Below are 25,782 nucleotides of genomic sequence, written 5' to 3'. Positions count from 1 at the left end.
ATGTCCGAAACTGCGATTTCTATTCAAGCGCTGATTACTACAGCACAAGGTCCGTTGCTGGAGCCTGAGCAGTTTCAGAGCGCCTTAATAAGCAATATAACTAAGACTCTATTACGTGAAAGCCGGCCACCCTGCCTGTTACGTGCCCCAACTGGGTCAGGGAAGACCTTTATGCTGGCGCGGGTACTGGCTGATGTCAGTGCTGAAACTCCGACGGTTTGGTTCTGGTTCGTACCATTCGTGAATCTAGTGGCGCAGACATTAGATGCTCTGAAGAGCAATGCTAGTGATCTGACGCCTACTACGTTGGCTATGGGGCGTAATCAGCAGCCGGACGAGGGGCTAGTGATGATCGCTACTACTCAGGCCGTAGCCAGAGCTCAGTGGCGTATCAAAGGTTATAACGCTGACAGTGATGATGACACCCGTACCATAGCCGAGTGGGTCTCCTTGGCGCGTGAGCGTAAGTACGCCATTGGGATGGTGGTTGACGAGGCACATATCGCATTGGATAAAGCGACAGAGTTCGGTAAGTTCGCCCAATGGTTGAGACCGGATTTTTTGCTAATGGCAACAGCTACGCCAAAAGATCAGCGCTTGTTGGATTTTCTGGATAGCGCAGGCAAATCAGACTTTGAGTCATTTTCTGTTAGCCGTGATGATGTGGTAGCTGCGCGTTTGAATAAACGCTATATAGAAGCGGTGATTTACGACCTCGCTCAGGGGGTGCAAACAGTAGCTGACCTCAAACGCACTGTGTTACGTCAGGCCTGGAAGCGTAACCAACAGCTCAAGCAAAAATTAGCCGCTGCTGGTATCCCACTTACGCCGTTACTACTGGTTCAAGTGGCAAATGGTGATAAAACAGTGGAGGGGGCGGAGCAGGACTTAATTAAACTGTGTAAAGTTCCGCCGGGCGCCATTGGAAAACATTCTTCGGATGACCCCGATCCTGTCTTAATGGCGGCGATTGCCAACGATAGCACCAAAGAAGTGCTGATCTTTAAACAGTCAGCCGGTACCGGTTTTGATGCGCCGCGCGCTTTTGTTTTAGCTTCTACAAAACCGGTTAACGATCCGGACTTTGCAATGCAGTTTATCGGTCGCGTGATGCGGGTGGCACTCGCTATGCGTAACGCTTTTCCGGATAAGGCAGCGTCTTTGCCAGAATCATTTGATACGGCGTATGTATATTTAGCAGATGCCACCGCCCAGCGTGGTTTTGAACAAGCAGTTCACGCAACTAGCTTGGTGCAGAGCCAGCTGGAAGGTCAAACTGAAAGACTGCAGCAGCGTCGTACTGCTAGCGGTGCGACTGTATTAACGAATAAGCAGACACCGCAATACCCACTGAGTTATGAAACGAGCCAGTCGCTCAAAAAAGTGGCTCAAGTAGTCGCGTCCCCAGCAACTCCAACGGTCCCCTTGGCTACTGCGGGTCCGCAAGTCGATATGTTCACGGACGCGGTGTTGGATGAAGATGATGAGCCGTTAGATGAGTGGCAAGGGGTTGCTCAAGTAGCGGTAGATAAAAAAAGTGTGATTCCTCCCTCTCAACCTCGTACACAAGCAGATCTTATCAAGCGCCTGGCGCAGTCCGAAATTCGTCTGTACTCCCGTCGTACGGATATTGCCACGCTACCGGCAGCCTTGCCAGCAGAGCAAAAACCCTTGTTCAGTAATATGTCATTACTATCACGTGGTGTTGCAGCCAAACTAGAAATTCCTTCTGTACTTGCGGATAACGCTATTAAGGCTGCACGTAATCAGTTAAAAGACACTGAGCGCCGGACTGAATTAACATCGGGTAAGTTTCAGGATGAAAAAGTCCTTATCGTGACCGATCGTAATGCTCTGGCGAAAGAGGCTCGCGCTGAATTAGCGAAACTGCCACAAGTGGAAGAAGAGGATGTTCGTGAGATTTTGTCGGTGCTTGCAGCACGGTTGTTACCGCTTTTGCGTGAGAAATTAGAGGACTTCGACTCAGAGCAAATGCCTGAAGATGCAATTTTGCAGCGCATGGCTCGTGATGCCGCCAATTGGGTAGCGAAGCAGCAGGCAGATAAGTTAGCAGAAGCTCTGTACGCTGAGATCGCTCAACAGGCTGAGTCCATAATGGCAGAGCCATTGCCGGACGCGATGGCTTTTGCTTCTGCACTTCCACTAGTTAAGTCTAGTCGTAATATTTATGGTGTTTTCCCTCCGACGCAAGATGAGATACCACTACTAACGCAACATCTTTTAGCTGATGATAGGGTATTGCTGAAAGACAAGTCTTGGTCGTTAGATGATGGTTCGTACCGAGTCGGCCAATACGATACTACTGCAGCACTGAATAAGGAGGAGTTAGCTTTTGCACGTGCACTTGATCGCAGTGATTTTGTGGCGTGGTGGCATCGAAATCCAGATCGTAAACCTTATTCAGTAAAACTGGTACGTGGAGAACACCGTAATAATTTTTACCCGGATTTTGTTGTGTGCTTGTCGCATTACCCTGGAGATACCCCAATCTTGCGTTTGGTTGAGACCAAGCATGACAGTAAGGATGCAGCCCGAAAGGCTAAGCACGTACCCGCATTTTATGGAAAGGTTCTATTTTTGACAAAAGATCAAAGTCGGTTGAAGTGGGTGAAGGAGGACGGTTCGCTAGGAAATGACGTTGATCTGGATGATCTGGCCAACTTGTTAGATTGGATGCGTGCATCTAGACCAGATCAAGTCAGCCTTTTGTAGTGCCTGATATATTGCGTTAGAAGTATTATTTATCGCTTATATTTGGTTTGGTGTTAAGTGAGGTCTGGTGTTTATTCGTAAGTGATTAAAAAGGTGGGTGGTTGGTAGCTATCCACCATTTCGAATAGCTGGATGGTAGTAGTGGAGCAGCCTATGTAATCGAATTCGTCTATGTAGCGGTAATCGCTATAACGCATCTTTCAATGCTCATGCGACTCATGTCCATTGGAATTTTCGCCTGGATCAAAAGATCAACTTTGCATAAATGTCCGGCCAAGTAACTCAAATGCACTGGTCATATCCCTTCGAAGCATTTGTTCCACTTTTCCTCATTGTAGCGCCGAGAACACAAAAAAATGTACGTGAACTGCAGGCCCCATGTGCTGAAGACCACCCCAGCATTGGCCAAGGGTAGTCAGTCGCACAGGATGATTAAGCCCCTCGGGTTAATGGTAGCCTTGGTCGGCAAGTGATATGCAGCCCTCACGTTCCACCACCGCATGATCCAATGTTTGGGTACCAATCATGTTGAGAGCATTCTTGAGGGTTGAGGTCAGTACACGACCGGCTTGGTTGGGCTCGAAGTCGCTAGAAGGATGGTTGTGCACTAGGATCACGGCTGCTGCGTTATCTTCCAGGGCGATCTTGATCACCTCCCGAGGGGACACGCAGGCAACTTCCAATGCGCCCCTGAATAGTTCTCTGAAGCCAATAAGTCGGTGCTCGATATCGAGCAGTAGCAAAGCAAAAACTTTGTAGTCATGGAATTGCAGCAGCGTTTGTAGGTGACTGGAAACGAGTCGGCGCTCAGTCAATGCCCGTCCTTTAGACAGACGATACATCGCGAGTTGTTGAGCCATCTGCAGGATGTCGACTTCAGTGACCGGTGATTCCATGACATAGGTGTCGGGCATTTCACCGGCTTTGAGCTTTGGATATTTCATGCTGATGTTCCTATCCGAACGCGTGAAAGCATTGGAGGGCAGGTGGCGCAGTTGCTGGAATGTGGGTTGGGATTAAATGATTCCGAGCGCCCCCTTAGGCGAGAGCTCTCGGTAGTGATGTGGCTCGATGGTTCATGCAACGAGTTGCAAGGCTGCATCGAGTGCCTTCTGTTTGATTACTGCGCCTTGCCCAAACATGCCGAATCCATTCGATACTCAGAGCTCCTGGCACGCTTTTCATGATCCACATATTCAGTCACGGCATTCAGCAAGCCCCATGCTGTTCCGCGAGCGGACTCCAATCAGATCCTCGGCCTTTACCTTCGTAGAGGCTTTGTACCTTCTCCATAGCTCGTTTGTTGGGCAGTACATTGGGAATGGGGTCATGCGCGCCGGTGTCGCACAGCACGTCCATAAAGAAGCCGATGACCTCTTTCGTCTGAACTTTGCGTTCTGCGAGGGCGCGCACCCGGTACATGAATTCGTCCCATTGCGAGACGGCAATGCCCAGAGAAGTAACTATCAAAAAATTCGCACCAAAATAGCGCAAGAAAAGCAAGAAAAAAGAATGAAAAATCGTTTCAGCAAGTGAATATTCTGTCGATAAAGGCTACGAGAAATCAAAGCCTGACCGCTAGGAGCAGGAATTGAGCTACCTGAACACTAAGAGCAGAGTGCCCTGCTAGGAATAGAATGAGTAAATTTTTCGGTAATATTAGCGTCAACCTCAAGCTGTGCTTGGGGTTCGGCTTGGTTCTGGCCTTAACCACCATCCTGGCCCTGACCGGCTGGAGCAGCGTGGACAGCCTGGTGTGGCGCAGCAACCGAATGGGCGATGTCACCCAGTTGAACACGCTGCTCAGTAAAATACGCGTGGCCCGCCTGCAATACCTACTGTCCAAAGGCGATGAAGCCGCAGCACAGAACGTGCAGGTCAACCTGGATGCGTTCATCGCCCAGCAGCAAAAACTGATCGGTAGTTTCAAGAGCCCGGAAAACGTCAAGCTGCTCAAAGAACAAGCGGCCATTATCGGCAACTTCCAGCAATCGCTGAACAAGATGCGCGATGCTTACCGCACAGCCAACTCTGCACGCCAAGCCCTAGGCGATAACGCCGAAGTGGCTGGTGGTCTGATCGCAGCCATCGACATCAGCTTACGCCAAATACCTTTTAGCGATCAGCGCTTCGATCAGTACCAGGCCATCACTAAGGTCAAGGAAGCGCTCCTGCTGGCCCGCTATGAAGTGCGCGGATACACCTACGCTGCCAACGTCGATCCCGAAGCCGAGAAAAAAGCGGTTAACCAACTGAATGAAGTCGTCAGCGGACTGACGCAACTCAACGAGCGTTTCAGCGGCACCCAGCCAGACAAGCTGCGTCAGTTGGAAAGTGCGCTGAATAATTACCGTACCGCGTTTCAGTCGTACAAGACGGCGGCCAGTACTGTGGCCCTGGCAAGTAAGGAACTGGTCGACCTAGGGCTCGAGTTGTGGACCCGCAGCGACGCCCTTTACCAGTGGCAACTGGACAGCCGCGACAGCGAAGTCACCAAGGCTCGCACCCTGCAGTTGGGCAGCACCTTGTTGGCCTTGCTGTTTGGCATCCTGGCCGCCGTCATCATCACCCGCCAGATCACCCGTCCGATCCGCGAAACCCTCGGCGTCGTCGAACGCATTGCTGCCGGCGACCTCACCCAGAACCTGGTGGTCACCCGCCGCGATGAATTGGGCGCGCTGCAACAAGGCATCCAGCACATGGGCGAGACCCTGCGCAACCTCATCAGTGGTGTTCGCGACGGCGTGACACAGATCGCCAGCGCTGCGGAAGAGCTGTCGGCCGTCACCGAACAAACCAGCGTCGGGGTCAACAACCAGAAAGTCGAGACCGATCAGGTCGCTACTGCCATGCACGAAATGACCGCCACCGTGCAGGAAGTCGCCCGCAACGCCGATCAGGCCTCGCAAGCTGCCGCGACGGCCGATGGCGAGGCTCGCGAAGGCGACAAAGTCGTGAGTGAAGCGATTGTGCAGATCGAACGCCTGGCTGCGGAAGTAGTGCGTTCTACTGAGGCCATGACCCTCTTGCAGCAGGAAAGCAACAAGATCGGTAGTGTCATGGACGTGATCAAGGCCGTGGCCGAACAGACCAACCTGTTGGCCCTCAACGCCGCCATCGAAGCTGCTCGTGCCGGTGAGGCCGGTCGTGGTTTCGCCGTGGTCGCCGACGAAGTTCGCGGCCTGGCCCAGCGTACCCAGAAGTCCACCGAGGAAATCGAAGGGCTGGTCGCCGGTTTGCAGAGCGGTACCGAGCAGGTGGCCAGCATCATGAACAACAGCCGCAGCCTGACCGACAGCAGCGTGGCGCTGACTCGCAAGGCCGGTGTATCACTGGGAAACATCACTCGTACCGTATCGAACATCCAATCGATGAATCAGCAGATCGCGGCCGCAGCCGAGCAACAAAACGCCGTGGCCGAAGAGATCAGTCGTAGCATCATCAACGTGCGCGACGTCTCCGAACAGACCGCTGCCGCCAGCGACGAAACTGCTGCCTCCAGCGTCGAATTGGCACGGCTGGGCAATCAGTTGCAGATGATGGTCAGCCATTTCAAGGTCTGACGAAGCGAGATCGCTCCCAAGCTTTGAGCGGGAGCGGTCAGCTGATTAGTCAACAGTGATGCAATGGTAGAAATGATCTATTACCGAACGAATTTCTGACAGCCGTATCCGGGCTGCCTTACCGACTTGGATCTCTGGTTGTGCAAGCGGTAGTGCCTGGCTTTTAACTGCTGCAGGAACCGTTCGCAATGAGAAAACCAACTTGGACATGATCTCGGCATGTCCAACATCTGAGCAAAAAAATATCCAACATGAGCATCTCCCGAATGCAACAACCTCTCGGCGTAGTGCCGGATGAGGCATCCTTCGTCAATCTGCATCACCTCTCTACTTCGCTGATATTAATCATTCTCTTTGGAATCATGATACTCGCTACCTTGTGCATTTATTTGTGCAGACTTCGCTTCTCCATTGAACGGTCTGTTGAGGTAGAACCCAAGGAGCAAGCGCAGCTCAAACGTAGTGTGGTTGAGCGACTCAGTTGCATACGTAGCGATATAGAAAATGCCAGCAAAACCATCCTGGAGATCAGGCTGGGAACTGGTCTGGATATAACCACTGCATCAGCCCTGTCGTTTCCTTCCGGACATAGCAGAGAGGGTAACAATAGGTCGATATCAACAGAGAACGTCGCCGGTAGGGGCGAAACGAGCCATCAGACCAACTTGCTGTCATCTGGGTCCACCCACGAAGTGTCGGGGACAGACAATAGCGAACAAGACCTCAGCGAAGTCGCGGTCAAGATGCGCGAGCTGGTCGAGCTTTCCCAGCGCCTGCAGGTAGCAGCGCAGACTTTTGATCGCTACAACATAGCACCGTCGCTGAAGACGGGACATGTAGATAGCTCATCACAAACCAGACGATACCTTCCTTTTTTTCTAGGCGATGAATTGTTCGCGGTGAGTATTTGCTCCGTTAAAGAAATCGTAGAAGCCAATAGGCTCATCCTTGAATCGGATAGGTCGCGGAAGATCCGCAGAGCGATCAATCTACGTGGTTCGGTGGTGCCGGTGATCGACCTGAGTGGACATTTCGGTGGAAAACCAACCGAAGTCAATCAAAGTACCCTCATCATCATTCTGGTGGTGAGCCGGGGTGAGCATCGGCAAATGATCGGCGTTAAGGTGGATGCTATCTGCAAGATATTGAACATCACCCCGTCGAGCATCGAGCCGCCACTCGTTCAGAAAGTGGATATTCGTAGCCGCTATACCATCGGAACAATCAGGATCGACAACCGCTCTATCTCCTTACTCGACATTAGCCAGGGACTATTGGCGGGTACATTTTTTGAGCCGAACTCTGCATCCCGCATGCTGGAGTAGAGGAGCATCCCAAGATCATCAGCATATACCTCCTTTTGAGCATTCGAGCCCCGCTAGATTACCTCGGAGCGGGATACGCACATTCAATGCGTCTCCACTGAGGCCCCATATTCGGGATGAGCTGAAACGTCGACGCCACGAGTCTGTTCAAATCGTGGGTCAGTGGCTTACCCGGGTGGTCACGGGATACTTCAATTACCATGCGGTGCCGGGAAACCTGTTACGTCTTGATGGTTTTCGAGTTGCGGTCTGCCGCTTATGGCGGCAAGCCCTCAAACGACGTAGCCAGAGGAACAGGCTTCAGTGGTCGCGATATGGACGCCTAGCAGACCTCTATATACCAAGGTCCAGAACCGCTCATCCTTACCCAGGGGAACGCTTCGCGTCACGTACCTGAGGCAGGAGCCGTATACGGTAGTTCCGCACGTACGGATCTGTGCGGGGGGTGGCAGGTAACTGCCATCCCTACCGCGACCAAACTAATCTCCCCCCCCCCCAAAAAAACATGAAAAAACCAGAGAAGCCCCCCAACAAAAGGGATAGCGCTATGGTTAGCAGACAACTCTGCGATTATGTGAGGAGGGCGGTCGCCAATTTCTCTGCTGTTAATCTGGAGTATGTAAAGCCTCCTTACTTCGCTAGCAGAATTTTGTCTAGTCTAGTTACTTCGGTTTGGATATCGGAATCCCAACCGCTAAAATCTTTAGGTAACTCAGATGTGCGATGATAAGAGCCTTTTCTTCTTTGCGGTATGGCGACAAAGTTTTTTGTTATGATGTTTTCAGCGTTCTCTTTAAAAAGCTGTTCTATCTCTTGTATTAGTCTTTTGTATGTTTGAACGAATGTTTGTTCTTTAGTGCTGAAATTCACATATTTTTGGTAGATGATAGGTCCAGTATCTATACCTTCATCTATCAGGTGAATAGACACTCCGCTTGGAGTTGAGTCGTAAAAAGACCAGAAGTTAGGGTGGGCTCCGCGATTCCATGGTAGATGTGAGATGTGTAGGTTGATGATAGGAATTGGAGAGTTTTTTATGGTGTCTTTTTTAAGGATGTGCCTGTATCCGTAACTAATTACTAGGTCGTAGTTAGATGTGGATTTGATTTCTTCTTCAGTGTGCCAAACTTCACAGTTAAGCTTAATAAGCTCGTCGATTAGCTTGGTTTGTCCTTCCGAATATCCAAGGAATAGTACTTTCGACTTGCGGTTTGATACAGTATTTACAAGCCTCGGGCTCATCGGTTCTTGCGCTGACTCTATTTTTGCGTGCTCGTTGCTCATAGCGCTTGTCTCTAGGTTGGTTTGCGAATGAGAGAAGTTTCGGTGTGGCTCGATTTGTCGGAGCTGAGGTGTGTTTACTTCGCTGGCATGGCGACACCTTACATCAAGTGTTGCACTTGGTTATGAAGCTGGTTACTCGACGCTATTGCATCATTGCAGAGAGATAATTGCCGTTTTTTAGAGTGTGTTGTCCATGAAAAAACCAGAGAACTATTTATTTTGTTGGGATAGTTCTCTGGGGTTTTCATGCGTGGAGTAAACTAGTTCGGTAGTTTTCCTTCTGCGCACCATTGGTCCCATTCGCCAAGTTGGTCGTTGGTGATCATGGAATCTTCGCCGTTTTCCTTGTGGAAGGCATCAATCCATTTGGTGGCGCAGGAATTATCCTCGGTGGAAACCAGAGTGGATGCATTTACTTTGGGGACTTCGTCTGGATTCCACGCTTCCCGTTTGTAGTTGCCAGAGCTGGTAAGGTTGCCGTCCTCGTCCCACTCTTGAGATGAGCCATCTCTTATGCCGTCTACCATCGTGACGAACTTCAAAGGCCTACCGTTTTCATGCCATGTCTTGACTAATCCTGTTTTCATTCCGTCCACAAATGGAACTTCGGCAGTGAGCACACCCTCGGGGGTCCATAGCTTCATAGAACCCACGTAGGCCCCGTTTTTAGTGGTGACGTGATAAGTCATTTTTCCGGTGTTTTCGTCCCAAGAAGTTTGATCTCCGTCGGCTTTGCCATTAGTAGAACTGTATTCACCGACCAGCTTGCCAGTGTGAGGACCATAAATCTCAGTCTTGCCGTTCCTTAAGTCATTCTTGAAACCGGCTTTAGCTAACAAGGTGGCTCCATCTAAAGCGTAAACTTCTACCTCCCCGTCAAGGTTGCCAGCGTCATACTGAGCTGTGTAGCGTTTGATAGTTGTATTGGGTTTGTAGCAGGTTGTTTGGCCTGACAGGTAGCCGTCCTTAACTTCTGAGTTGCAAATAAGGTTTCGTCCATAGAGTAGGTTTCCGTCAGTCTTAAATTTAGTCATGGTCTGATTGTAGCTAACAAGGAATTCATTAAAGCTATTGGCTGTCCGAATATTACGATCAGGCAGGTTTGTCACGAATCCGGTAAACGGCTTATTATTGTTGCTTGCGTATATCTTGCCATTAGAAAACTGTGCGTTTCTGAAGTCAAGTTCACTGGAGCCGCAGCCGGCGAGGGCGAGAAGGCTTGTCGAAATAGCAAGTAAGTAAAGAGGTTTCATTTTGTTTGGCTTTCCTGGTTTTCGGGTTTTGTTGGTTGGTTAAACGGAATAAGTTGGTTTTCGGGCGGCAGGTCGCCTTGGTTTGTTGTTTTTCATAATGCTTAGGTAGATGTAGGTACTAGAATGCTGAGGGTACTTGTCGTCCGGGAGAAAAACAGAATTTTGTCATGGGGTTGATTTTTGTTTAAATTGAGATGGTTCTTATAAAGGGGCGTTGTTGCTTTTTATAATTCTCGTGGGGTTGCTTAATACGCAGGAGTAGTCAGGTATGTCTCCACTAACAACGGTCCCCGCGCCGATGGTGACTCCCTTTCCGATGTTTGCGTAGGGCAGAATAGTTGCGTTAGTGCCAATGAAGCACTCGTCGCCAATCCTACAGTGTTTAGATATGGTTGCTCCGTGCGCAATAATTACCGAATTGCCAATTTGAGAGCTATATCCGACGAATGCGCCAGCATGAATGCTGGTGTTATCGTCTATAGCTGCATCAGCCTGTAAGATCGCAGTAGCTTGAATATAATTACCTACGCCCACCTTGACCATGGTTAAGTCAATGTCAGGATGTATGAGATTGTCTAGGGAGCCTCCCGCCTTAATGATTTTATTCGTATTCTCACGGCGAATATGAGGAGAGTCGCTAATCAAGTTTACGATTTTTACATCGTGCTCTTTGATTTGAGCTGCTAGATCAAGACCGCCTACGATAGGGAACCCGTAAAAGAGGTTCCATGTTTAGTTACGTCATCATCCAGAAATACAAACTCCAGGTTTGGGGTCCTGAGAAGCACTGCATGAATCGTACGAATAGTTTCTGGGTTTTTTGCTTCTAACAGATAAATTTTCATAGTAATTCCTTTTTTAGAATATCTCTGTCAATTCCCCTGCACCCTGGGGCCTGAGTTCCGATCCCGTTTAACGGTGCAGATCAAAGTGCCCTAAGATGAGGACTCGAATCTGAAATGGGTCGTAAATACCGTGGTCGATTAGGCATCATAGCGTAACGATTTGCGGCATGGGAAGAATATCTGCACACCTAGACAAAGACCTTGATCTCCAGCGGTTAGGGGCCTCCGTACGAGCACGGCGCTTGGCGCTAGGCTTGTCTCAGGAAGCCTTGGCGGACTCCGCTGGGGTGGATCGATCACATATGGGGAAAATTGAGCGTGGAGAGCGGAATGTCACGTTCTTGAACATTTTGCGTATAGCGAAAGCCATCGGATGCATGCCTTCCGATTTGCTTCTCGATGCAGGGTTATGAGCAATATGCAGGAGTAGAAACGCCTAGTCTGCAAGCCAGGCGCTTTTGAGAAGGCTGACGGTGCTCTCAGGCAGCGAGTTGCAGAGCTGCATCAAGTGCCTTCTGTTTGATTACCGCGCCTTGGCCAAACCATGCCGAATCCATTCGGTATTCCGAACTGCGGGCGCGTCGTTCGTGATCCACATACTCCGTCACAGCGTTCAGCAACCCCCATGCTGTACCGCGAGTAGATTCCAAATCTGATCCTCGGCCTCTACCTTCGTACAGGCTTTGTACCTTCTCCATCGCTCGCTTGTTTGGCAGTACATTGGGAATTGGGCTATGGGCGCTGGTATCGCACAGCACTTCCATAAAAAATCCGAGAGCCTCTTTCGTCTGAATCTTGCGCTCAGCTAGGGCACGCATTCGGTACATGAATTCGTCCCATTGCGAGACGGCGATGCCTAATTGCTTTTTTACCGCTTGCGGATCAAAACGCGTGCTGTGGGGAACCTTGATGGCGCGGGTGGCTCCGTTCAGGGAGATAGTCAGCGTGTTGTTGCAGACCACGCGAACGGTTGTTGGAGTCGCTGTGGTGGCCAGTGTGCCATCGCAGGAGGTTGCCAATAACAGATAGCCATTCACTTGATCATTCCCCTTCAGCGTGGTCGCTTGGCCCGTTCTGGCAAGAGCCCAGAACTTGCGTCCACCTTTCAACACGCCAGCGGTTTCCAGCTCATACCCTGAGACCTCGGTGAGGTCTCGGTAGAACTCCAGAACTTCACGCGGCTGCACCACTTGGTAGCGATTGGAGACCACCGATAACGGAGCTTTGGTGTCGGAGCGATACAGTACCTTTTGTTCTGGGAACGAGTGAATTGTCCCCAGGTGACCAGATGCATCCGCTTTAAAATGAACCGGGCTTTCCTGTATCTGCCAGTTCATGCCAGCTTCACGTTGCCAGATTTCTAAAGGCTGTTTCGGTGACAGTGCGGAGCCAAGACCGTGCCAGGGTGCATCACCCACGTATGCCATTTGTTCAATGAGATGTGCCATGAGAATGATTCCTTTGGGTATGGAACGGCATAAGCGCTACGCAGAGCGCAGCACTAGCCGGGGCAATTGGGGGAGGTTGATTAAGTAGGGAGGTTGAAGTGGTGCCCGCAGGCCAGGCAGAGGTTATTGGCCAGCACATGGCGATCAAGCTTTTCGCCAAGTTGAGCACCAATAATGCAACCGCCTACGCCTCCGGCTAGTCCGCCGAGGATGGCGCTAGAGACTGTACCGATGGTGATGACAAACGGACCGGCAAAAGCATCGACAGTAGTGCCTGTTTGGCTTGCAGCGAGCGCGGTGCTTACTCCTTGTGCGGCGCCTCCGACAGCGCCGACAACGGCACCTATCTTCATGGCTGTTCTGTAGAAAGCAATTTTTTGAGAGTTACAGGAAGGGCACTGAAATGACATGGTTTAGTGTTCCATGATGGATATTCAGTGCCGTGATATAGGTATGAAATGAGTTTCAATATCGTTTGTGGTGAGGGCAGGGGCTCGTCGCGCCCTGAACGGTCAGCGTTTGTTAGCCAAAGCCCATACGGAGTTAGTTCCTCGTATACGTAGTTGGTTCCTATTGGGTGCCGTACTCGCTCAGTCCGAGTCAAAGTGTGCTCTCGACGCTCAGGAAAAAAATACTCGCCGCTGGAGCCTACTTGTTGGGGCGAGGGGGGCCTAAAGTCGCGTCACTCCCAAACACATGACGAGAAGGCAAGTGACAAACACACAAACTGTTTTCTACCCGAGGATTTTACGTCTTAAGCAACTGACCGAGCGTATCGGCCTTGGGCGGTCAACGATCTATGACCGCATGGACACCCAGTCGCCGAGGTACGACGCTACGTTTCCAAAACCTATCAAGCTGGGGGCAGCAGCCATCGGCTGGATTGACTCCGAAATCACGACCTGGATCGAGCTACGCATGTCTGCCAAGGAGGTCCGTTAATAATTGAGCTGCCTCTTCACCGGTGAAAAGGCTGAGAACCCTATTTTTTAGTTTGTGCTGAGCTCGGACACTAACTCCGTATAACAGTTTAATTAATATTTTTATTGTGAGGTGCACTACTGGCAGTGCTTTGATCGGGATCGGCTTGCCTTAATATTTCTGGTTTATATGTTATTAGTAATTGGCAGTTAGTAACTATTCAGCGAATATTATCAATGCTTTTTCATCTAGTGGAGAAGGAGGTGTGCCTATAGATACCAAATTGGAATGGATTGACTTGATCAATAGTCAAGTCAATCAGCAGTTGTCATTGGTGGTTAAATGTCTTGAAATATGATGAGGTGTTTGTGAGAGGTGGTGATGATGAGCGCCATGCAGCGCTCGTGAGTAAGATCGATATGCATGTGAAAGGCATAGGCCGAGTAGGTGCTTTGGATGCTGGATTAATCTGTACTCTGAAGAGCGTATCGTTGTTGGTCAGAAAGCTTATAAGCACAGAAGGGGAAGCTTTTAAAGTCTGTGTTGTGGATGAGTTTGAAAATGCATGCCTGGAGAGCAGTGCTCCAGGCAATATCCTGCTCAAGCTAGTAAAAGCTCACATTCCTAACGATAGTCGATTTAATGCGCTTTACAAATTTGAACCGTATATAGAAATGGCAGTGAATCACATCACGGAATCTGGTCTGTACCAGATCCCTTTGTCACGGCGAATTGAAATGCCCGTTAGTGATGCTCGCAAGCTCATGGCGCACTTGAACGAGTGTGTGGATAAAATTCGCCAGGAGGTCAAGTCTGAGAAGTTTCTATCAAAACTCAACAGCTATCAGCGGTCGAGTAATAAAAACTACAAGGAACTCACGGGGTACGCTGATGCGTTGTTTGAGCGCTATTCTAGACTGCTCGTGTTGAGGGTTGATCTTTCCTATTCGAAGGAGAACTCCAAAACAACGCAGGTTCAAGCTAAGCGAGATCGAGAGCGTTTATTCGAAAACGCGAGGTCGAACAAGCTGTTTGATGACATGGTGGGCTACATCTGGAAGCTGGAGCACGGGCCGGAGAAAGGCTTCCATTATCATATGATGTTTTTCTTTGACGGCTCCAAGGTTCGAGAAGACATAACTCTGGCCAAGCGGATTGGTGAGTATTGGACGGGCATAGTTACGAAAGGTCGAGGTCTGTATTTCAACTGCAACGTGGGTAAGCTTGCCTATAAGAGCTGTGGTATCGGCATGGTCGACCATACTGATACCCAGCTACGCAAGGGGTTGCGCAACGCGGTGGTCTACCTCACCAAGACGGATCTATACATGAAACTTCAAACTGAAGGTCGTGGTATGGGGAAAGGGTTAAGCCCAAGCCCCAAAGACCCTCGTGGCAGGCCAAGGGCTGCAATCTCTATCAATGGATGCATGGCCTAGGGCTTGGCGCTGCTGAAGGCTCTCAGTACTACTGAGGGCCGTATGGTCGATGTTGAAAGCATGATTAGGGCGTAAGCTAAATTTTATTATTTCCTTGTGTCCGTTTGCTCTTCTCCCAAGCACGATTCACGAGTTCATCTTCAAGCAACCATTTTCTCAGCCATTTTTCAATGTTTGAGGGTTGTATATCAAGGATATTATTGTTTTCGATGAACCCAGTCAGAGGGCTCTCTAGCACCGCAACTACTGTTGCCTTATATGGCCAGCCTGCTTCTGGTCTCATCTCCTCTAGCAGTCTTGCAACTTCCTCTTTGACTAACAAGATGGATTTGTTTCGTCCTTGGGCATTTTTACTATTTCGTTTTGAGCGCTTTTCAATTTCAATACGGTTTTGAATGACCGCTGATTGTTCTATAATTTCACCAATCATTAAGCTGGCGTAGTTATTGAAAGCCCAGGCTCGGTCGCTAGCTTTAGTCTGATTGGCAGCTCTAGCCAGTTCCAGATATAAGCATGCATATCTCACATGCTGGAATAGTGTAGTAGTTTCTTCGTCATCCTCGTTGATTTCGTTGTTCCAGTTCTCCTCTAGCTGACCCTGTAGCGCTGGATCGCTTGTGCAAGAGCGGATATTGTCTAACAGCTTAATATATTCATCGGGCTTAGTAGGCGGCTCGAAAAAATGGAGCTGAAGTATCGCATGGTTTCTAGCAATGGCTTCATCAATTGTGGTATTGCCTATGCGTTCATTTGTGTGCGTTGCGAGTTGAGCTCGCGTAAATAGTGGAGGCTTCATTTCTTTCATCGCATACCTCTTGACGGTATTCCTTTAAGTCGTATTTTTCCGATACATCATTTTTCGGACTGGAGAAAAAAATATTGATAGGAAGGTCGCATGCTTAACGTTGGGTGACTGTTGGTGGGGGTGAAATGAATTTACTCCAATCGTTCATTAGGTCGCGCCGTTTATCGAGAAAGTCAGTACGAGAGTATGCCCCTTCAGTTTGGTCTCGTTCATCATGCGCGAGTGCCATCTCACAAACCTCGCGTGGATAATGGGTACATTCACCTGCCCAATCACGAAATGAAGAACGAAACCCGTGTCGAGTGATCTGCTTGTATCCCATGCCATGCAGGAGCGTGCGTATGGCGTTTGCATGCATTACCCCTGTCTTGCCCTGACCTGGAAATAAAAAGGCGCTTCTTTCACCTCGCGGAATGCTCTTCACCAGCTTCACGACTTGCTCGGCAAGCGGGATTACAAAAGCTACTCGCATTTTCATTCGCTCATCAGGCAGAGACCAAGTGCAAGCGTCCAAATCAAACTCATCCCAACAAGCGAACCGCACCATGTGGGCGCGTGCGCTGGTCATTATTAGCAACTGAGCAGCCAACGACGCCAGTGTGTTGTTTGCGCTGAGGCTTGTCATCAAGGCTGGGACGTCCTGCCAGCGTAAGGCTTCAAAGTGCTCGCGCTTTCGAGCCTTCTTCTTTTCGGCACGACTCAAAAGGTTCTCTAAGTGCCCGCGCCAACGAGCAGGGTTTTCGCCCCCCCGAAGGTTGCGTGCCTTGGCGGCGTCCAGAACCTGTTCAATTTGCCCGCGTACCTCGTCGGCGGTTCTGGTTTTGGTGGCCCAGATCGGTTGCAGTACCTTGAGCACCTGGGGAGTGCCGATCTCCTCGGCTGACAGCTTGCCGATGTGGTCAAACCCATACAGCTCCAGCTTCCGCAACCAGCCTTTACGCCACTTCTCTGACCAGGTGCCCCCGTGCGCTTCGCAGTAGTCTCTCGCAAGCGTCTCGAACTTCAGCTGTTTCGCCTCGCTGGTTCGCTGTGCTTCGCGTTGGGCTGCACGTTCGATGTCGCGAGCGGCTAGAGGATCTACACCGTCGCTCAACAGGCTTCGTTTGGCACTGGCTTCTTGTCTGGCTTTCTTGAGACCTACTTCAGGGAATGAGCCCAAGCCCATCTCTCTGCGACGGCCTGCCAGCTGGAAGCGAAGTAGCCAGGACTTACGCCCGGTTGGTTTGACGACCAAGCGAAGACCATCACCATCTTCATAGGTGCCGGGTTCGGTCAGGTTTTCGACTTGTTTCGGATTCAGCTTACCCATTGATTTCCCCTGTTGTCCTTTTTGTCCCCCTATCTGTCCCCCCACTTCATCGTCGGATGAGGTCAAATGGCGTTGAACGTCATCAGACAGGAGGATGCCTGAAGCCACCAGAATAGCTAGGCTATCAGGTGGATTCTCGAATGGGATAGGATTATTTCGGACAATAAAAAAGCTGGCTGGTGGCCGGCGTTATTGGTTAGCTCTTGCTGGTTTTACTGGCTATTTTCGAGGTCGATATTTTTGTCCCTCCATTAAGGCTGTACGTAATACATCTTTTGCTCATATTCCGTAAGCATCTGCTCGGCTACCAGATTATCACCCCGCGCGTCGATGCCCAGGTGGGAGGAGGGCAGAGTTGTGTGTCATCGGGGTTTACGCAAGGTGTAATGGGCGGACACTTACCGAGACTACATACGAAAGCGATTGACCATATGGTTAAGATTTGTAGCCAGATCAATGTCAATGCATACGTTAAACCCGGAATTGGCCCAGTAGACGATTCAGTTGGTCAGCTAGCTGCCGCAAATTCTGGCTGGCTGCGCTGGTTCGCTCAGAGGCCTGGGCGTTGTCCTGCGCAAGGCCGGCGGCGTGGGTGACATTTCGATTGATATCCTCGACCACGTGCGATTGTTGCAGGGTAGCGCTGGCAATGGAGGCATTCAGACTCGTCAGGTTACGCAGGGATTGGCTGATTTGATCCAGACTCTGGCTAGCCAGGTTGGCCTGCTCGATGGTCAGCTGCGAGCCCTGGCTGCTCTCGTCGATCACCTTGACGGCGGCGTCGGAGTTACGCTGCAGGGTTTCGATCATGCCTTGAATCTCCGTGGTGGACTGTTGAGTGCGCTGGGCCAGCATGCGTACTTCGTCCGCCACCACGGCAAAGCCCCGACCCTGCTCCCCTGCTCGTGCCGCTTCGATGGCGGCGTTGAGGGCGAGCAGGTTGGTCTGCTCTGCGATGGCGCGAATCACTTCAAGTACGCTTCCGATCTGCGTACTTTCCTGCGCCAGGTTCTGAATGACCTCCACGGCCTGCTGGATGGTTCCGGACAATTGCTCGACCTGCCGCGAGCAACGGCTAATGCTGCTTTGTCCCTGCTGGGCGCGCTCATCGGCGTTACGTACTTCGCTGGCAGCCTGTTCGGCATTTTTCGCCACATCCTGAACGCCGTATGTGACCTCATTGATGGCTGTGGCCACCAGATCCATCTGCTGTGACTGCTGCTCGCTGTGCCCCTGGCCTTGGTTGGCGATGCCATCGAGCGCAGCGGATGCCTGGTTCAGCGCCTTGGCGGCTTGCAACGATTGGCCGATCACATGGCGCAATTTCTCGGTGAAGCCGTTGAAATGGCCTGCCAGTGCGGCCAGTTCATCATGGCCCTGGGCGTCCAGTTGGCGCGTGAGGTCGCCGTCCCCGCTGGCTATGTCAGCCATGGCTCGCACCGCCTCGTTCAACGGTCGGGTAATACTCTTGCTGATGAGTATCACCAAGGTGCTCAGTAGCAGGCCTATGGCCAGGAGCACACCGGCAGCTTTCCAAATCTGTGCACGGAACGCGGCTTGCACGTCGTCAATGTAGGTGCCTGAACCGAGTACCCATTCCCAAGGCTGGAACAGTTCGACGTAAGAGATTTTTTCCACTGGCTCGCTGGAGCCTGGTTTAGGCCAGCGGTAGCCCACCAGGCCGCCGCCCTGGCTCTTTGCGACGGCCACCATGTCCATGAACAGTGCCTTACCATCCGGGTCCTTGAAGCCGGAGAGGTCCTGGCCGTCGAGCTTGGGGTTGGTCGGATGCATGAGCATCTTCGGCCTGAGATCGTTGATCCACAAGTAGTTATCCCCGTCGTACCGCAATTCGCGGACCATCGCGATGGCTTGTTTCTGTGCGTCTTCACGGCTCAGTGCGCCGGTTTTTTCCAACCCTTGGTAATGCTTGAGGATGCCCATAGTGGTTTCAACCACCTCCCGGGTCTTACCTGCCTTGGCTGCGTGTTCCTCCGTGTAGATCTCGCGCAACATCAAAAGGCTGAGTGCAAGGAGCATAGTCATGGCAAGCAAGAGCACGATCCACAGCCGGCGGTTAATGGGCATATTGCGAAGGCTTTTCATCTGAGTGTTCGACTCTCATATGGTGATGGGGGCTGTTTTATTGGCCTGGAATAGCAGCAGGTTTTCGAAATCCTCCTGCAGCATGGGTTTGCCATACAGCCAGCCCTGTGCGCTGTGGCAGCCGTAGCATTGCAGGAACGCTTGCTGGGAGGCTTCTTCGACGCCTTCGGCTACCAGCGACAAGCGCAGGCTGTGGGCCATGGAGATGATCGCCTTGACCAGTTCGGCGCTGTCGCAGTTGTGTTCGATGTCGTGGATGAAGGAGCGGTCGATCTTCAGGGTTTCGATGGGGAAGCGACTCAGGTAGCCGAGTGCCGAATAACCGGTACCGAAATCGTCGATGGCGATGGAAAGGCCCATGGCATTGAGCTGTTCGAGGGTCTCGCGCACGGCGATGCTGTTGTCCAGCAGCAAGCCTTCGGTGATTTCCAGCTCCAACCAGCCCGGCTCGCAGCTGGTGTCCTGCAAGATGGCTCGGATTGAAGCGAGCAGGTCGTTCATCTGGAACTGCCGCGGCGACAGGTTGACGGCTATTTTCAGCGGCGGGTAGCGGTCGCCACGGTTCCAGGCGGCGGCACAGCGGCAGGCCTTTTCCAGGACCCATTCGCCGATGCCTACGATCAACCCGGTTTCCTCGGCGATCGGAATGAATTTGTCGGGAGGCACCTGCCCATACTGCGGATGGTTCCAGCGCAACAGGGCTTCGGCGCCGATCAGGCGCCCGCTGGCCAGGTCGATCTGCGGCTGATAGTGCAGCGTCAGCTCGCCGTTGTGCTGTGCATGACGCAGACTGGCCGCCAGGGCCAGTCGCTCTGTGGTCTGTTGGGTCAGGCGCGGCGTATAGAGCTGCACATTGTTCCGTCCGCGCGCCTTGGCGTGGTACATGGCCGAATCGGCGTACTGCAAGAGCTCGTCGATGTTGTCGGCATCTGTCGGGCTGCGGGCGATGCCGAGGCTGCCGGATACGAAGACTTCCCGGCCCTGGATCCGGTAGATCCCCGTAATGGCCTGCAGGACTTTTTTGCCCCGGTTGTCCAAGTCAATTGCGTTGCTGAACCGGGTAAGAACCAGGGCGAACTCGTCACCTCCGAGGCGCGCCACGGTATCGTTGCTGCACACGAAACGCCGCAAGCGCTTGGCGGCTTCCCGCAACAACTCATCGCCTGCCCCGTGGCCCAGAGTATCGTTTACCACCTTGAAGTTATCGAGGTCGAGAATCGCCACCGCGACCTGACGGCCGCTGCGTCCGGCCTGGAGCAACGCTTGCTGCAGGCGCTCTTTGAACAGTTCGCGGTTGGGCAGTTCGGTCAGCGCGTCATAGAAGGCCAGAGCATGCATTCGCTGCTGATAGGCTTTCAGTTCACTGATGTCCTGGACGGTACCGAGCATTTGCAGGGGCGTGCCATCGGCCGCGTATTCGATGCTCAGCTCGGAATGTAGATGCAGATACTGCTCGCCCACCGCGATGCAGTACTCCAGCGCCAAGGATGTGTGGCGCTCGGAGCAGGCTTGGCAGATACGATCGAGGACCCGCCCACGATCCTTGAACACGAGCATGGCGAGGACTTCCTTCTGGGTCGGAGACCAATCGCGAGGCTTGTCGACCATGCGACAGAGTTCCGCCGACAGCCGCAAGGTGCCGAGTCGATTATCCAGCTGCCAGTGGCCGAGGCGGGCCATGGCCTCGGCCTGTTCGAGACGCCGTTCGGTTACCTTGAGAGCGGAGATGTCGCGGGCGATGGTGAGCACGCTGGCGACCTGGCCGTGCTGGTCGAATTCGGGCACCGCCCGGACATGCTGGACGATCTGCTCGCCGTTGGCCTTGGTCCAGGTAGCCTCCACTGCAATGGGCTGGGCGCTATGCAGGATGTTCAGGATGCCCTGGTGATAGCGCCTCGTCACCTCTGCCGGCAGAGGGCTTCTGTGGGTAATGGGCGTGCCCATGATCTCGTCGGTCGGAATGCCGTATAACCGCTCGTAGGCGGGGTTGATGTAGACACGCCGGCCTTCTCGGTCGTAGCGCACGATGACGTCCGGCGAGTTTTCCACCAGGGTGCGGAACTCCTGTTCCCTGATCCGCAGTTCCTGCTCGGTGCGACGCAGTTGGGTGATATCGCGGCCCACGGCCAGCACACTGACCACCTCGCCGCCGGCCACTCGCTCCGGGACGATGCGGATGTGACTGGTGATCAGACCGCCGTCGGCACCAGGCCAAGCCAGTTCGTATTCGTCGGGCTGACCGCTGCGCAGCACCTCCAGCAGCGTTGCTTCGTAGGCGAGTATCTCGGGGGTGTTGGTAACGTGGCTGGGTTTCTTGCCGAGTAAGTCCTTCGTGGAGAACCCGGTCATGCGCGCAAATGCGGGATTGGCATAGGTACGCAGGAGGTTGCGGTCGTAGCGAGCGATGGTGTCAGGGGTATGCTCCGCCAAGGTGCGGAATGCCAACTTGTCGCTCAGCAGTTGCCGTTCATAGCGCTTGCTCGCCGTGACGTCGCGCGTGATGTGCAGGAGACGCGCAATCCCCCCGGCCCCATCGCGCAGGGGGACCAGGCTGTGCAGGAAGTAACGGCGGCCGATGGCCAGGTCGAGTTCGTACTCGGTGTTGAACGGCATGCCGGTAGCGACGCAGGTGTGGCTGTCGGCCGTTATCTGGCGGGCGATGGTCTCAGGCAACAACTCATCCAGGTACCGTCCGAGCAGTTCAGCTCTGTCCAGGCCGAGCAGCCATTCAAACGCCGGATTGGCTTCGTGGATGCGTAAGCGATTGTCGTCGCCGAGTTCGTAAAAAGCCAGGCAATCCGGATTGTTCTCGAATGCCTCATGATAGAGCCGGGCGCAGGTAGCCGCTTGCTCGGCGGGCGGGATGCCGTCGAGCGGGGTGGGGAGAGGTAGCTTTTCGTTCATGTTCGCCACCTTGTTTTGCCGGTGAAGGCGTCATCGCGTGTCATGAGAACTTTCCGGGCCGGGTCTGGTCGATCGGGGCGCCAGGGCTTGTCGATGCATATTGGGGTTTGGTGAATGCTCATGCTCAACGCCTGCCGGTCATGCTGGCGAGGATCGCCGCAGGGATTTCGCCGAGGGGTAGCACACGCTCCACCGCACCCAGCTTGAGCGCTTCCTTGGGCATACCGAAGACCACGCAGCTGTCTTCGTCCTGGGCCAGAGTGCGGGCGCCGGCCTCGCGCATTTCCTTCAGGCCGCGCGCACCGTCGTCGCCCATGCCAGTCATGATGATGCCTAGGGCATTGCCGCCGGCCGCGCGGGCGGTTGAGCGGAACAGCACGTCGACCGAAGGGCGGTGCCGGCTGACCGGCGGGCCGTCGCGAACCTCCACCTGGTACTGGGCGCCGCTGCGCGTGAGCAGCATGTGCCGCCCGCCAGGAGCGATCAGCGCGCGCCCTGGCATTACCCGATCGCCATTGCGTGCCTCGAGCACCTCGATCTGGCACAGCCGATTCAGCCGCTCGGCGAAGGCCGCGGTGAAGCGCTCCGGCATGTGCTGGACGATGACCAGGCCAGGACAAACCCGCGGCAGGCGAGTGAGTATCGCCTCCAGAGCCTGGGTGCCGCCGGTGGAGGTGCCGATGGCCACCAGTGTCTCGGTGGTCTGTGCCATGGCTTGGCTGGTGGCCGGCAGGATGGCGTCGGCGGACAGTTTGACGGCGACCTGGGGCGCCAGGCGGCGCAGGTTGGCCCGCGCCGCGCTCTGGATTGCCTGGACCAGTTCGTCGGCGGCATCGTGGAGGAACTGCTTGAGCCCCAGCTTGGGCTTACTGACTATGCCGACTGCCCCTTCCGCCAGCGCCTGCAGGGTGGTCTGTGCTCCGGCTTCGGTGAGGGTGGAGCAGATCACCACCGGGGTCGGTCGTTCGGCCATCAGCTTTTTCAGGAAAGTGATACCGTCCATGCGCGGCATTTCCACATCCAGCACCAGCACGTCGGGCCACTGGCGTTGCATCTTCTCCAGGGCGAACAGCGGGTCGGCGGCCACTCCGATCACCTCGATCCCCGGGTGCTTGGCGAGCGTGGCCGAGAGCACCTGGCGCACTACGGCGGAGTCGTCGACGATCATCACCTTGATTGGCTTCATGCGCGTTTACCCTGGCGTGCATCCAGTGTGGGCGGAATGTGCTTGAGCGAGATCTGACCACTCCACAGGTCGAAGATCAGATTGCGGTGGCCGACGCCCTCTACATGGGCGCCGCTGCAGGTCAGGCCATGGACCTGCAGCAGTTGCTTGGCGGCGTCGACATTCTTCTTGCCCACGTGGTTGTCCTTTTGTCTGTCAATAGTGGGGAACATGTTGCCGCCGCCGAACAGCTGAATGCGAAACTCCGTGGGCGAGATGCCATGGATGCGGGCTTCGCGCAGCATCAGCTCGATGGCTTCGTCGCCATAGCGGCCGTCCAGTTCATCCGTCGGCGGCTGAGGCCGGGTCGGTAGCATGAAGTGGCACATGCCGCCGATCAGCAGTTTGGGATGCCAGCACACCAGGGACACACAGGACCCCAGCAGGGTGCGGATGCGCGTGTAGCGATCGCCGAAATACAGCTCTCCTGGCTGCAGGAAAATCTCGATGATGCCGTCGGGTTTACGCATGAGGCTTCCGATAGATGGAAGGGGCGACGACTTGCAGCTCGTCGCAGACGCCATTCAGACTCTCAGAATGGCTGACGATGAAGTAGCCGCCCGGCCTCAGCAGCGGCAGCATGCGCCGCAGCACCTGACGCTTGGTCTCAAGGTCGAAATAGATCATCACGTTACGCAGGAAGATCACCTCGAACTCACCCAGCTCGGGCAGTGCTGCGTTCAGGTTGATCTGTTGGAAGCTCATGCGGTTGCGCAGGGCTGGATCGATCAGCAGGGTGCCGGCGTGCTCGCCGACCCCCTTGAGGCAGTATTTGACCAGCAGTGGCCGCGGGATGTCTTCGGCGTCGACCATGCGATACAGGCCGGCGCGGGCCTTTTCCAATACCCGCGTGCTGAGGTCCGAGGCGAGCAGCTCCCAGGGCCGATTACCAAGGGCTTCGGCCAGGGTCATGGCAATGCTGTAGGGTTCCTCGCCGGTGGAGCAGGCGCCGCTCCAGATACGCAGCGTGGAGCAATTGACAAGCTCTGGCAGGATTCGCTCACGGAGGAAACCGAAATGCTTGGGTTCGCGGAAAAAGTAGGTTTCGTTGGTGGTCAACAGGTCCACCGCCATCTGCAGTTCCGCACGCTCGCGCATCAGCAGGCGAAAGTAGTCGCCATAGCTGGACAGGCCTTGCTGGCGGACACGTTTGGCCAGACGGCCGCTGACCAGCGGCTTCTTGGCGTCAGACATGCTGATTCCGGCGATCTCGAAGATCATGCCGCGGAACTGCTGGAACTCCTTATCGGAGAGCACCAGGTTATTCATTCTGTATGGGTCCTTGCAGGTGTTTCATGATGCGGCGTATCTCCGTCAGACGATGAAGTGCTTGACCATGGCATTCAGCTCGCCGGCCAGGCCCGCGAGTTCCCGGCTGGATGCATGGGTCTGGTTCGCCCCGATCGATGTCTGCGCAGAAACATCGCGGATATTGAGCAGGTTGCTGTCGACCTTGCGGGCCACGTGGGATTGCTCTTCGGTGGCGCTGGCAATGCTCAGGTTGCGCTCGTTGATCTGCACGATGGCCTCTGCAATCACGCCTAGCGCGATGCCAGCCTCGCGGGCAACCTCCTGGGTTTTCCTGGTTTTTCCGTTGCTGATCTGCATGGCGCTAAGGGCGCCCTGACTGCCCTTTTGCACCGAGTCAATGATGTTTTCGATCTGCTTGGTCGATTCCTGAGTCCTCTGCGCCAAGGCCCGGACTTCGTCCGCTACCACTGCGAAGCCGCGCCCACTTTCGCCTGCCCTGGCCGCCTCGATCGCGGCGTTCAAGGCCAGCATATTGGTCTGCTCGGCTATACCGCGAATGACATCCAGCGCGGAGGTGATGCCGCCTATCTGTCTCGCCAGGAATTGCAGGGTGTCTGTGGTGTGTTCGATATCGCCGGCCAACGACTCGATGGCACCGACTGTCCGGCCGACGCTCTCCTGGCCCTGGCGGGAGCGTTGGTCGGCAGACTGGGAGACCTGAGAAGCCGAGACGGCATTGCGCGCTACGTCCTCAATCGCTGTGGTCAGTTCGGTGACAGCGGTGACAGCCTGGTCAAGTTCGCCACTCTGTCGACTCAGGCCGCGAGTGGCGCCTTGAGTCACCGTACTCAACTCCCCGGCGGTCGAGGCCAGGCGCTCGGCGGAGTTCATGATTTGTTTGACGGTGCCGCGCAGTCCTTCTTGCATATGCTGCAGCGCGCTCAGCAAACGTGCCGGCTCATCGGTGCCGAGCGAGTCGATCGGATGGCTCAGGTCGCCTCCGGTGATGCGTTCGGCCGCCTTCAAGGCGACGGTCAGTTGCTTGAGCAGCCGTAGCACCATCAACGTTGCCAGCGTAGCGCTGGCCAGCAGCAGCGCCAGCAGACCGGCCGACATCAGGATGATGCTGTGCCGGGCACTGTCGCGCCGCGCTTCAAGCGCCTCGGTGAGGGCGGCCAACGCTGGACGGTTGAAGGCAAACAGGGCGTCGACAGTCTTGGTATAGGCCGCTATATAGTCGGCGACCGGGTAACCGGGTTCACTGGCCGAGATCAGGTGTGTGTCGGTCAGTTTCAGCGTCTGCTCGATCTGCGGACGCAGTGTCGCCAGAGGAGCACTCAACAGGGCATTGAACTCCGGGCTGGCGGCATT

At 53.9% G+C, this 25,782-nt stretch carries 20 protein-coding genes and 3 pseudogenes; 7 read left to right on the top strand and 16 right to left on the bottom strand.

Annotated elements, in window-relative coordinates; all coding sequences use genetic code 11:
- Positions 1 to 2,733, top strand: coding sequence for a DEAD/DEAH box helicase (locus tag ACA044_RS27110; protein ID WP_497444053.1), 2,733 nt, complete (start codon positions 1 to 3; stop codon positions 2,731 to 2,733).
- Positions 2,734 to 3,179: 446 nt separating this feature from the next.
- Here ACA044_RS27110 and ACA044_RS27105 read toward each other — a convergent pair whose 3' ends face one another.
- Together ACA044_RS27105 and ACA044_RS27100 are read right to left on the bottom strand one after the other, a co-directional pair.
- Entirely contained in the window at positions 3,180 to 3,677 is a 498-nt protein-coding gene (locus ACA044_RS27105; protein WP_497444052.1) for a JAB domain-containing protein, read from the bottom strand.
- Positions 3,678 to 3,809: 132 nt separating this feature from the next.
- Positions 3,810 to 4,188: pseudogene (locus ACA044_RS27100) on the bottom strand (DUF932 domain-containing protein); the annotation flags it as partial.
- A 182-nt stretch (positions 4,189 to 4,370) separates the two neighbouring features.
- Between ACA044_RS27100 and ACA044_RS27095 the strand changes: the two are divergent.
- From ACA044_RS27095 to ACA044_RS27085, 3 genes and pseudogenes are all read left to right on the top strand, one after another.
- Positions 4,371 to 5,390, top strand: a pseudogene (locus ACA044_RS27095) (methyl-accepting chemotaxis protein); the annotation flags it as partial.
- A 42-nt stretch (positions 5,391 to 5,432) separates the two neighbouring features.
- Positions 5,433 to 6,296 (top strand): methyl-accepting chemotaxis protein, encoded by an 864-nt coding sequence (locus tag ACA044_RS27090; RefSeq protein ID WP_497447323.1) that lies wholly within the window; start codon positions 5,433 to 5,435, stop codon positions 6,294 to 6,296.
- 266 nt (positions 6,297 to 6,562) lie between these two features.
- Positions 6,563 to 7,621, top strand: a complete 1,059-nt coding sequence (locus ACA044_RS27085; RefSeq protein ID WP_497444051.1) for a chemotaxis protein CheW — start codon at positions 6,563 to 6,565, stop codon at positions 7,619 to 7,621.
- Positions 7,622 to 8,251: 630 nt separating this feature from the next.
- On the opposite strand, the gene ACA044_RS27080 is transcribed toward ACA044_RS27085, so the two are convergent.
- The 3 genes from ACA044_RS27080 to ACA044_RS27070 form a co-directional block, all read right to left on the bottom strand.
- On the bottom strand, positions 8,252 to 8,905 hold the full coding sequence (locus ACA044_RS27080; RefSeq protein WP_497444050.1) for a formyltransferase family protein: 654 nt from the start codon (positions 8,903 to 8,905) through the stop codon (positions 8,252 to 8,254).
- Between the two features lie 260 nt (positions 8,906 to 9,165).
- The gene (locus ACA044_RS27075) at positions 9,166 to 10,158 is read right to left on the bottom strand and encodes a toxin-antitoxin system YwqK family antitoxin (protein WP_497444049.1); all 993 of its coding nucleotides are present in this window, start codon (positions 10,156 to 10,158) and stop codon (positions 9,166 to 9,168) included.
- Between the two features lie 201 nt (positions 10,159 to 10,359).
- Entirely contained in the window at positions 10,360 to 10,701 is a 342-nt protein-coding gene (locus tag ACA044_RS27070) for a DapH/DapD/GlmU-related protein (protein WP_497447322.1), read from the bottom strand.
- Between the two features lie 469 nt (positions 10,702 to 11,170).
- Between ACA044_RS27070 and ACA044_RS27065 the strand changes: the two genes are divergently transcribed.
- Positions 11,171 to 11,416, top strand: coding sequence for a helix-turn-helix domain-containing protein (locus ACA044_RS27065; protein WP_454834183.1), 246 nt, complete (start codon positions 11,171 to 11,173; stop codon positions 11,414 to 11,416).
- Between the two features lie 66 nt (positions 11,417 to 11,482).
- Here ACA044_RS27065 and ACA044_RS27060 read toward each other — a convergent pair whose 3' ends face one another.
- Together ACA044_RS27060 and ACA044_RS27055 are read right to left on the bottom strand one after the other, a co-directional pair.
- Complete coding sequence (locus ACA044_RS27060) at positions 11,483 to 12,451, bottom strand: DUF932 domain-containing protein (RefSeq protein WP_497444048.1); 969 nt, start codon at positions 12,449 to 12,451, stop codon at positions 11,483 to 11,485.
- An 80-nt stretch (positions 12,452 to 12,531) separates the two neighbouring features.
- Positions 12,532 to 12,861, bottom strand: coding sequence for a hypothetical protein (locus ACA044_RS27055; RefSeq protein WP_497444047.1), 330 nt, complete (start codon positions 12,859 to 12,861; stop codon positions 12,532 to 12,534).
- 286 nt (positions 12,862 to 13,147) lie between these two features.
- Here ACA044_RS27055 and ACA044_RS27050 point away from each other — a divergent pair, with 286 nt between their 5' ends.
- Together ACA044_RS27050 and ACA044_RS27045 are read left to right on the top strand one after the other, a co-directional pair.
- Positions 13,148 to 13,393 carry an AlpA family phage regulatory protein gene (locus tag ACA044_RS27050; RefSeq protein ID WP_454834186.1) on the top strand — a complete coding sequence of 82 codons (246 nt, stop codon included), beginning with the start codon at positions 13,148 to 13,150 and terminating at the stop codon, positions 13,391 to 13,393.
- 326 nt (positions 13,394 to 13,719) lie between these two features.
- Positions 13,720 to 14,811 carry a YagK/YfjJ domain-containing protein gene (locus ACA044_RS27045; RefSeq protein WP_497444046.1) on the top strand — a complete coding sequence of 364 codons (1,092 nt, stop codon included), beginning with the start codon at positions 13,720 to 13,722 and terminating at the stop codon, positions 14,809 to 14,811.
- Between the two features lie 76 nt (positions 14,812 to 14,887).
- On the opposite strand, the gene ACA044_RS27040 is transcribed toward ACA044_RS27045, so the two are convergent.
- The 9 genes and pseudogenes from ACA044_RS27040 to ACA044_RS27000 form a co-directional block, all read right to left on the bottom strand.
- On the bottom strand, positions 14,888 to 15,616 hold the full coding sequence (locus tag ACA044_RS27040; RefSeq protein ID WP_497444045.1) for a hypothetical protein: 729 nt from the start codon (positions 15,614 to 15,616) through the stop codon (positions 14,888 to 14,890).
- 94 nt (positions 15,617 to 15,710) lie between these two features.
- Positions 15,711 to 16,925 (bottom strand): tyrosine-type recombinase/integrase, encoded by a 1,215-nt coding sequence (locus ACA044_RS27035; protein WP_497444044.1) that lies wholly within the window; start codon positions 16,923 to 16,925, stop codon positions 15,711 to 15,713.
- Positions 16,926 to 17,396: 471 nt separating this feature from the next.
- Complete coding sequence (locus ACA044_RS27030) at positions 17,397 to 19,031, bottom strand: methyl-accepting chemotaxis protein (RefSeq protein ID WP_497444043.1); 1,635 nt, start codon at positions 19,029 to 19,031, stop codon at positions 17,397 to 17,399.
- Positions 19,032 to 19,046: 15 nt separating this feature from the next.
- The gene (locus ACA044_RS27025; RefSeq protein ID WP_497444042.1) at positions 19,047 to 21,935 is read right to left on the bottom strand and encodes a sensor domain-containing protein; all 2,889 of its coding nucleotides are present in this window, start codon (positions 21,933 to 21,935) and stop codon (positions 19,047 to 19,049) included.
- Positions 21,936 to 22,059: 124 nt separating this feature from the next.
- A complete protein-coding gene (locus tag ACA044_RS27020; RefSeq protein WP_497444041.1) occupies positions 22,060 to 23,121 on the bottom strand; it encodes a protein-glutamate methylesterase/protein-glutamine glutaminase in 1,062 nt (353 codons plus the stop codon).
- Positions 23,118 to 23,630 (bottom strand): chemotaxis protein CheD, encoded by a 513-nt coding sequence (locus ACA044_RS27015; RefSeq protein ID WP_497444040.1) that lies wholly within the window; start codon positions 23,628 to 23,630, stop codon positions 23,118 to 23,120. The genes ACA044_RS27020 and ACA044_RS27015 overlap by 4 nt, the downstream gene beginning before the upstream one ends.
- A complete protein-coding gene (locus tag ACA044_RS27010; protein WP_497444039.1) occupies positions 23,623 to 24,429 on the bottom strand; it encodes a CheR family methyltransferase in 807 nt (268 codons plus the stop codon). Before ACA044_RS27010 ends, ACA044_RS27015 begins: the two co-directional genes overlap by 8 nt.
- Before the next feature lie 45 nt (positions 24,430 to 24,474).
- Positions 24,475 to 25,302 carry a methyl-accepting chemotaxis protein gene (locus ACA044_RS27005; protein WP_497447321.1) on the bottom strand — a complete coding sequence of 276 codons (828 nt, stop codon included), beginning with the start codon at positions 25,300 to 25,302 and terminating at the stop codon, positions 24,475 to 24,477.
- Between the two features lie 30 nt (positions 25,303 to 25,332).
- Positions 25,333 to 25,473, bottom strand: a pseudogene (locus tag ACA044_RS27000) (HAMP domain-containing protein); the annotation flags it as partial.
- Positions 25,474 to 25,782 lie beyond the last annotated feature (309 nt).

The sequence above is a fragment of the Pseudomonas sp. LBUM1673 genome, assembly GCF_059695645.1.
This window is presented reverse-complemented; position numbering and strand designations above follow the sequence as displayed.

Bases quoted from the DNA above. Each gene is read 5' to 3' on its own strand.
- ACA044_RS27040 (WP_497444045.1), bottom strand. From the start codon at position 15,616: ATGAAAGAAATGAAGCCTCCACTATTTACGCGAGCTCAACTCGCAACG.
- ACA044_RS27070 (WP_497447322.1), bottom strand. From the start codon at position 10,701: ATGGTCAAGGTGGGCGTAGGTAATTATATTCAAGCTACTGCGATCTTA.
- ACA044_RS27015 (WP_497444040.1), bottom strand. From the start codon at position 23,630: ATGCGTAAACCCGACGGCATCATCGAGATTTTCCTGCAGCCAGGAGAG.
- ACA044_RS27065 (WP_454834183.1), top strand. From the start codon at position 11,171: ATGGGAAGAATATCTGCACACCTAGACAAAGACCTTGATCTCCAGCGG.
- ACA044_RS27075 (WP_497444049.1), bottom strand. From the start codon at position 10,158: ATGAAACCTCTTTACTTACTTGCTATTTCGACAAGCCTTCTCGCCCTC.
- ACA044_RS27110 (WP_497444053.1), top strand. From the start codon at position 1: ATGTCCGAAACTGCGATTTCTATTCAAGCGCTGATTACTACAGCACAA.
- ACA044_RS27080 (WP_497444050.1), bottom strand. From the start codon at position 8,905: ATGAGCAACGAGCACGCAAAAATAGAGTCAGCGCAAGAACCGATGAGC.
- ACA044_RS27060 (WP_497444048.1), bottom strand. From the start codon at position 12,451: ATGGCACATCTCATTGAACAAATGGCATACGTGGGTGATGCACCCTGG.
- ACA044_RS27055 (WP_497444047.1), bottom strand. From the start codon at position 12,861: ATGTCATTTCAGTGCCCTTCCTGTAACTCTCAAAAAATTGCTTTCTAC.
- ACA044_RS27010 (WP_497444039.1), bottom strand. From the start codon at position 24,429: ATGAATAACCTGGTGCTCTCCGATAAGGAGTTCCAGCAGTTCCGCGGC.
- ACA044_RS27035 (WP_497444044.1), bottom strand. From the start codon at position 16,925: ATGGGTAAGCTGAATCCGAAACAAGTCGAAAACCTGACCGAACCCGGC.
- ACA044_RS27105 (WP_497444052.1), bottom strand. From the start codon at position 3,677: ATGAAATATCCAAAGCTCAAAGCCGGTGAAATGCCCGACACCTATGTC.
- ACA044_RS27050 (WP_454834186.1), top strand. From the start codon at position 13,148: ATGACGAGAAGGCAAGTGACAAACACACAAACTGTTTTCTACCCGAGG.
- ACA044_RS27025 (WP_497444042.1), bottom strand. From the start codon at position 21,935: ATGAACGAAAAGCTACCTCTCCCCACCCCGCTCGACGGCATCCCGCCC.
- ACA044_RS27020 (WP_497444041.1), bottom strand. From the start codon at position 23,121: ATGAAGCCAATCAAGGTGATGATCGTCGACGACTCCGCCGTAGTGCGC.
- ACA044_RS27090 (WP_497447323.1), top strand. From the start codon at position 5,433: ATGGGCGAGACCCTGCGCAACCTCATCAGTGGTGTTCGCGACGGCGTG.
- ACA044_RS27085 (WP_497444051.1), top strand. From the start codon at position 6,563: ATGCAACAACCTCTCGGCGTAGTGCCGGATGAGGCATCCTTCGTCAAT.
- ACA044_RS27005 (WP_497447321.1), bottom strand. From the start codon at position 25,302: ATGAACTCCGCCGAGCGCCTGGCCTCGACCGCCGGGGAGTTGAGTACG.
- ACA044_RS27030 (WP_497444043.1), bottom strand. From the start codon at position 19,031: ATGAAAAGCCTTCGCAATATGCCCATTAACCGCCGGCTGTGGATCGTG.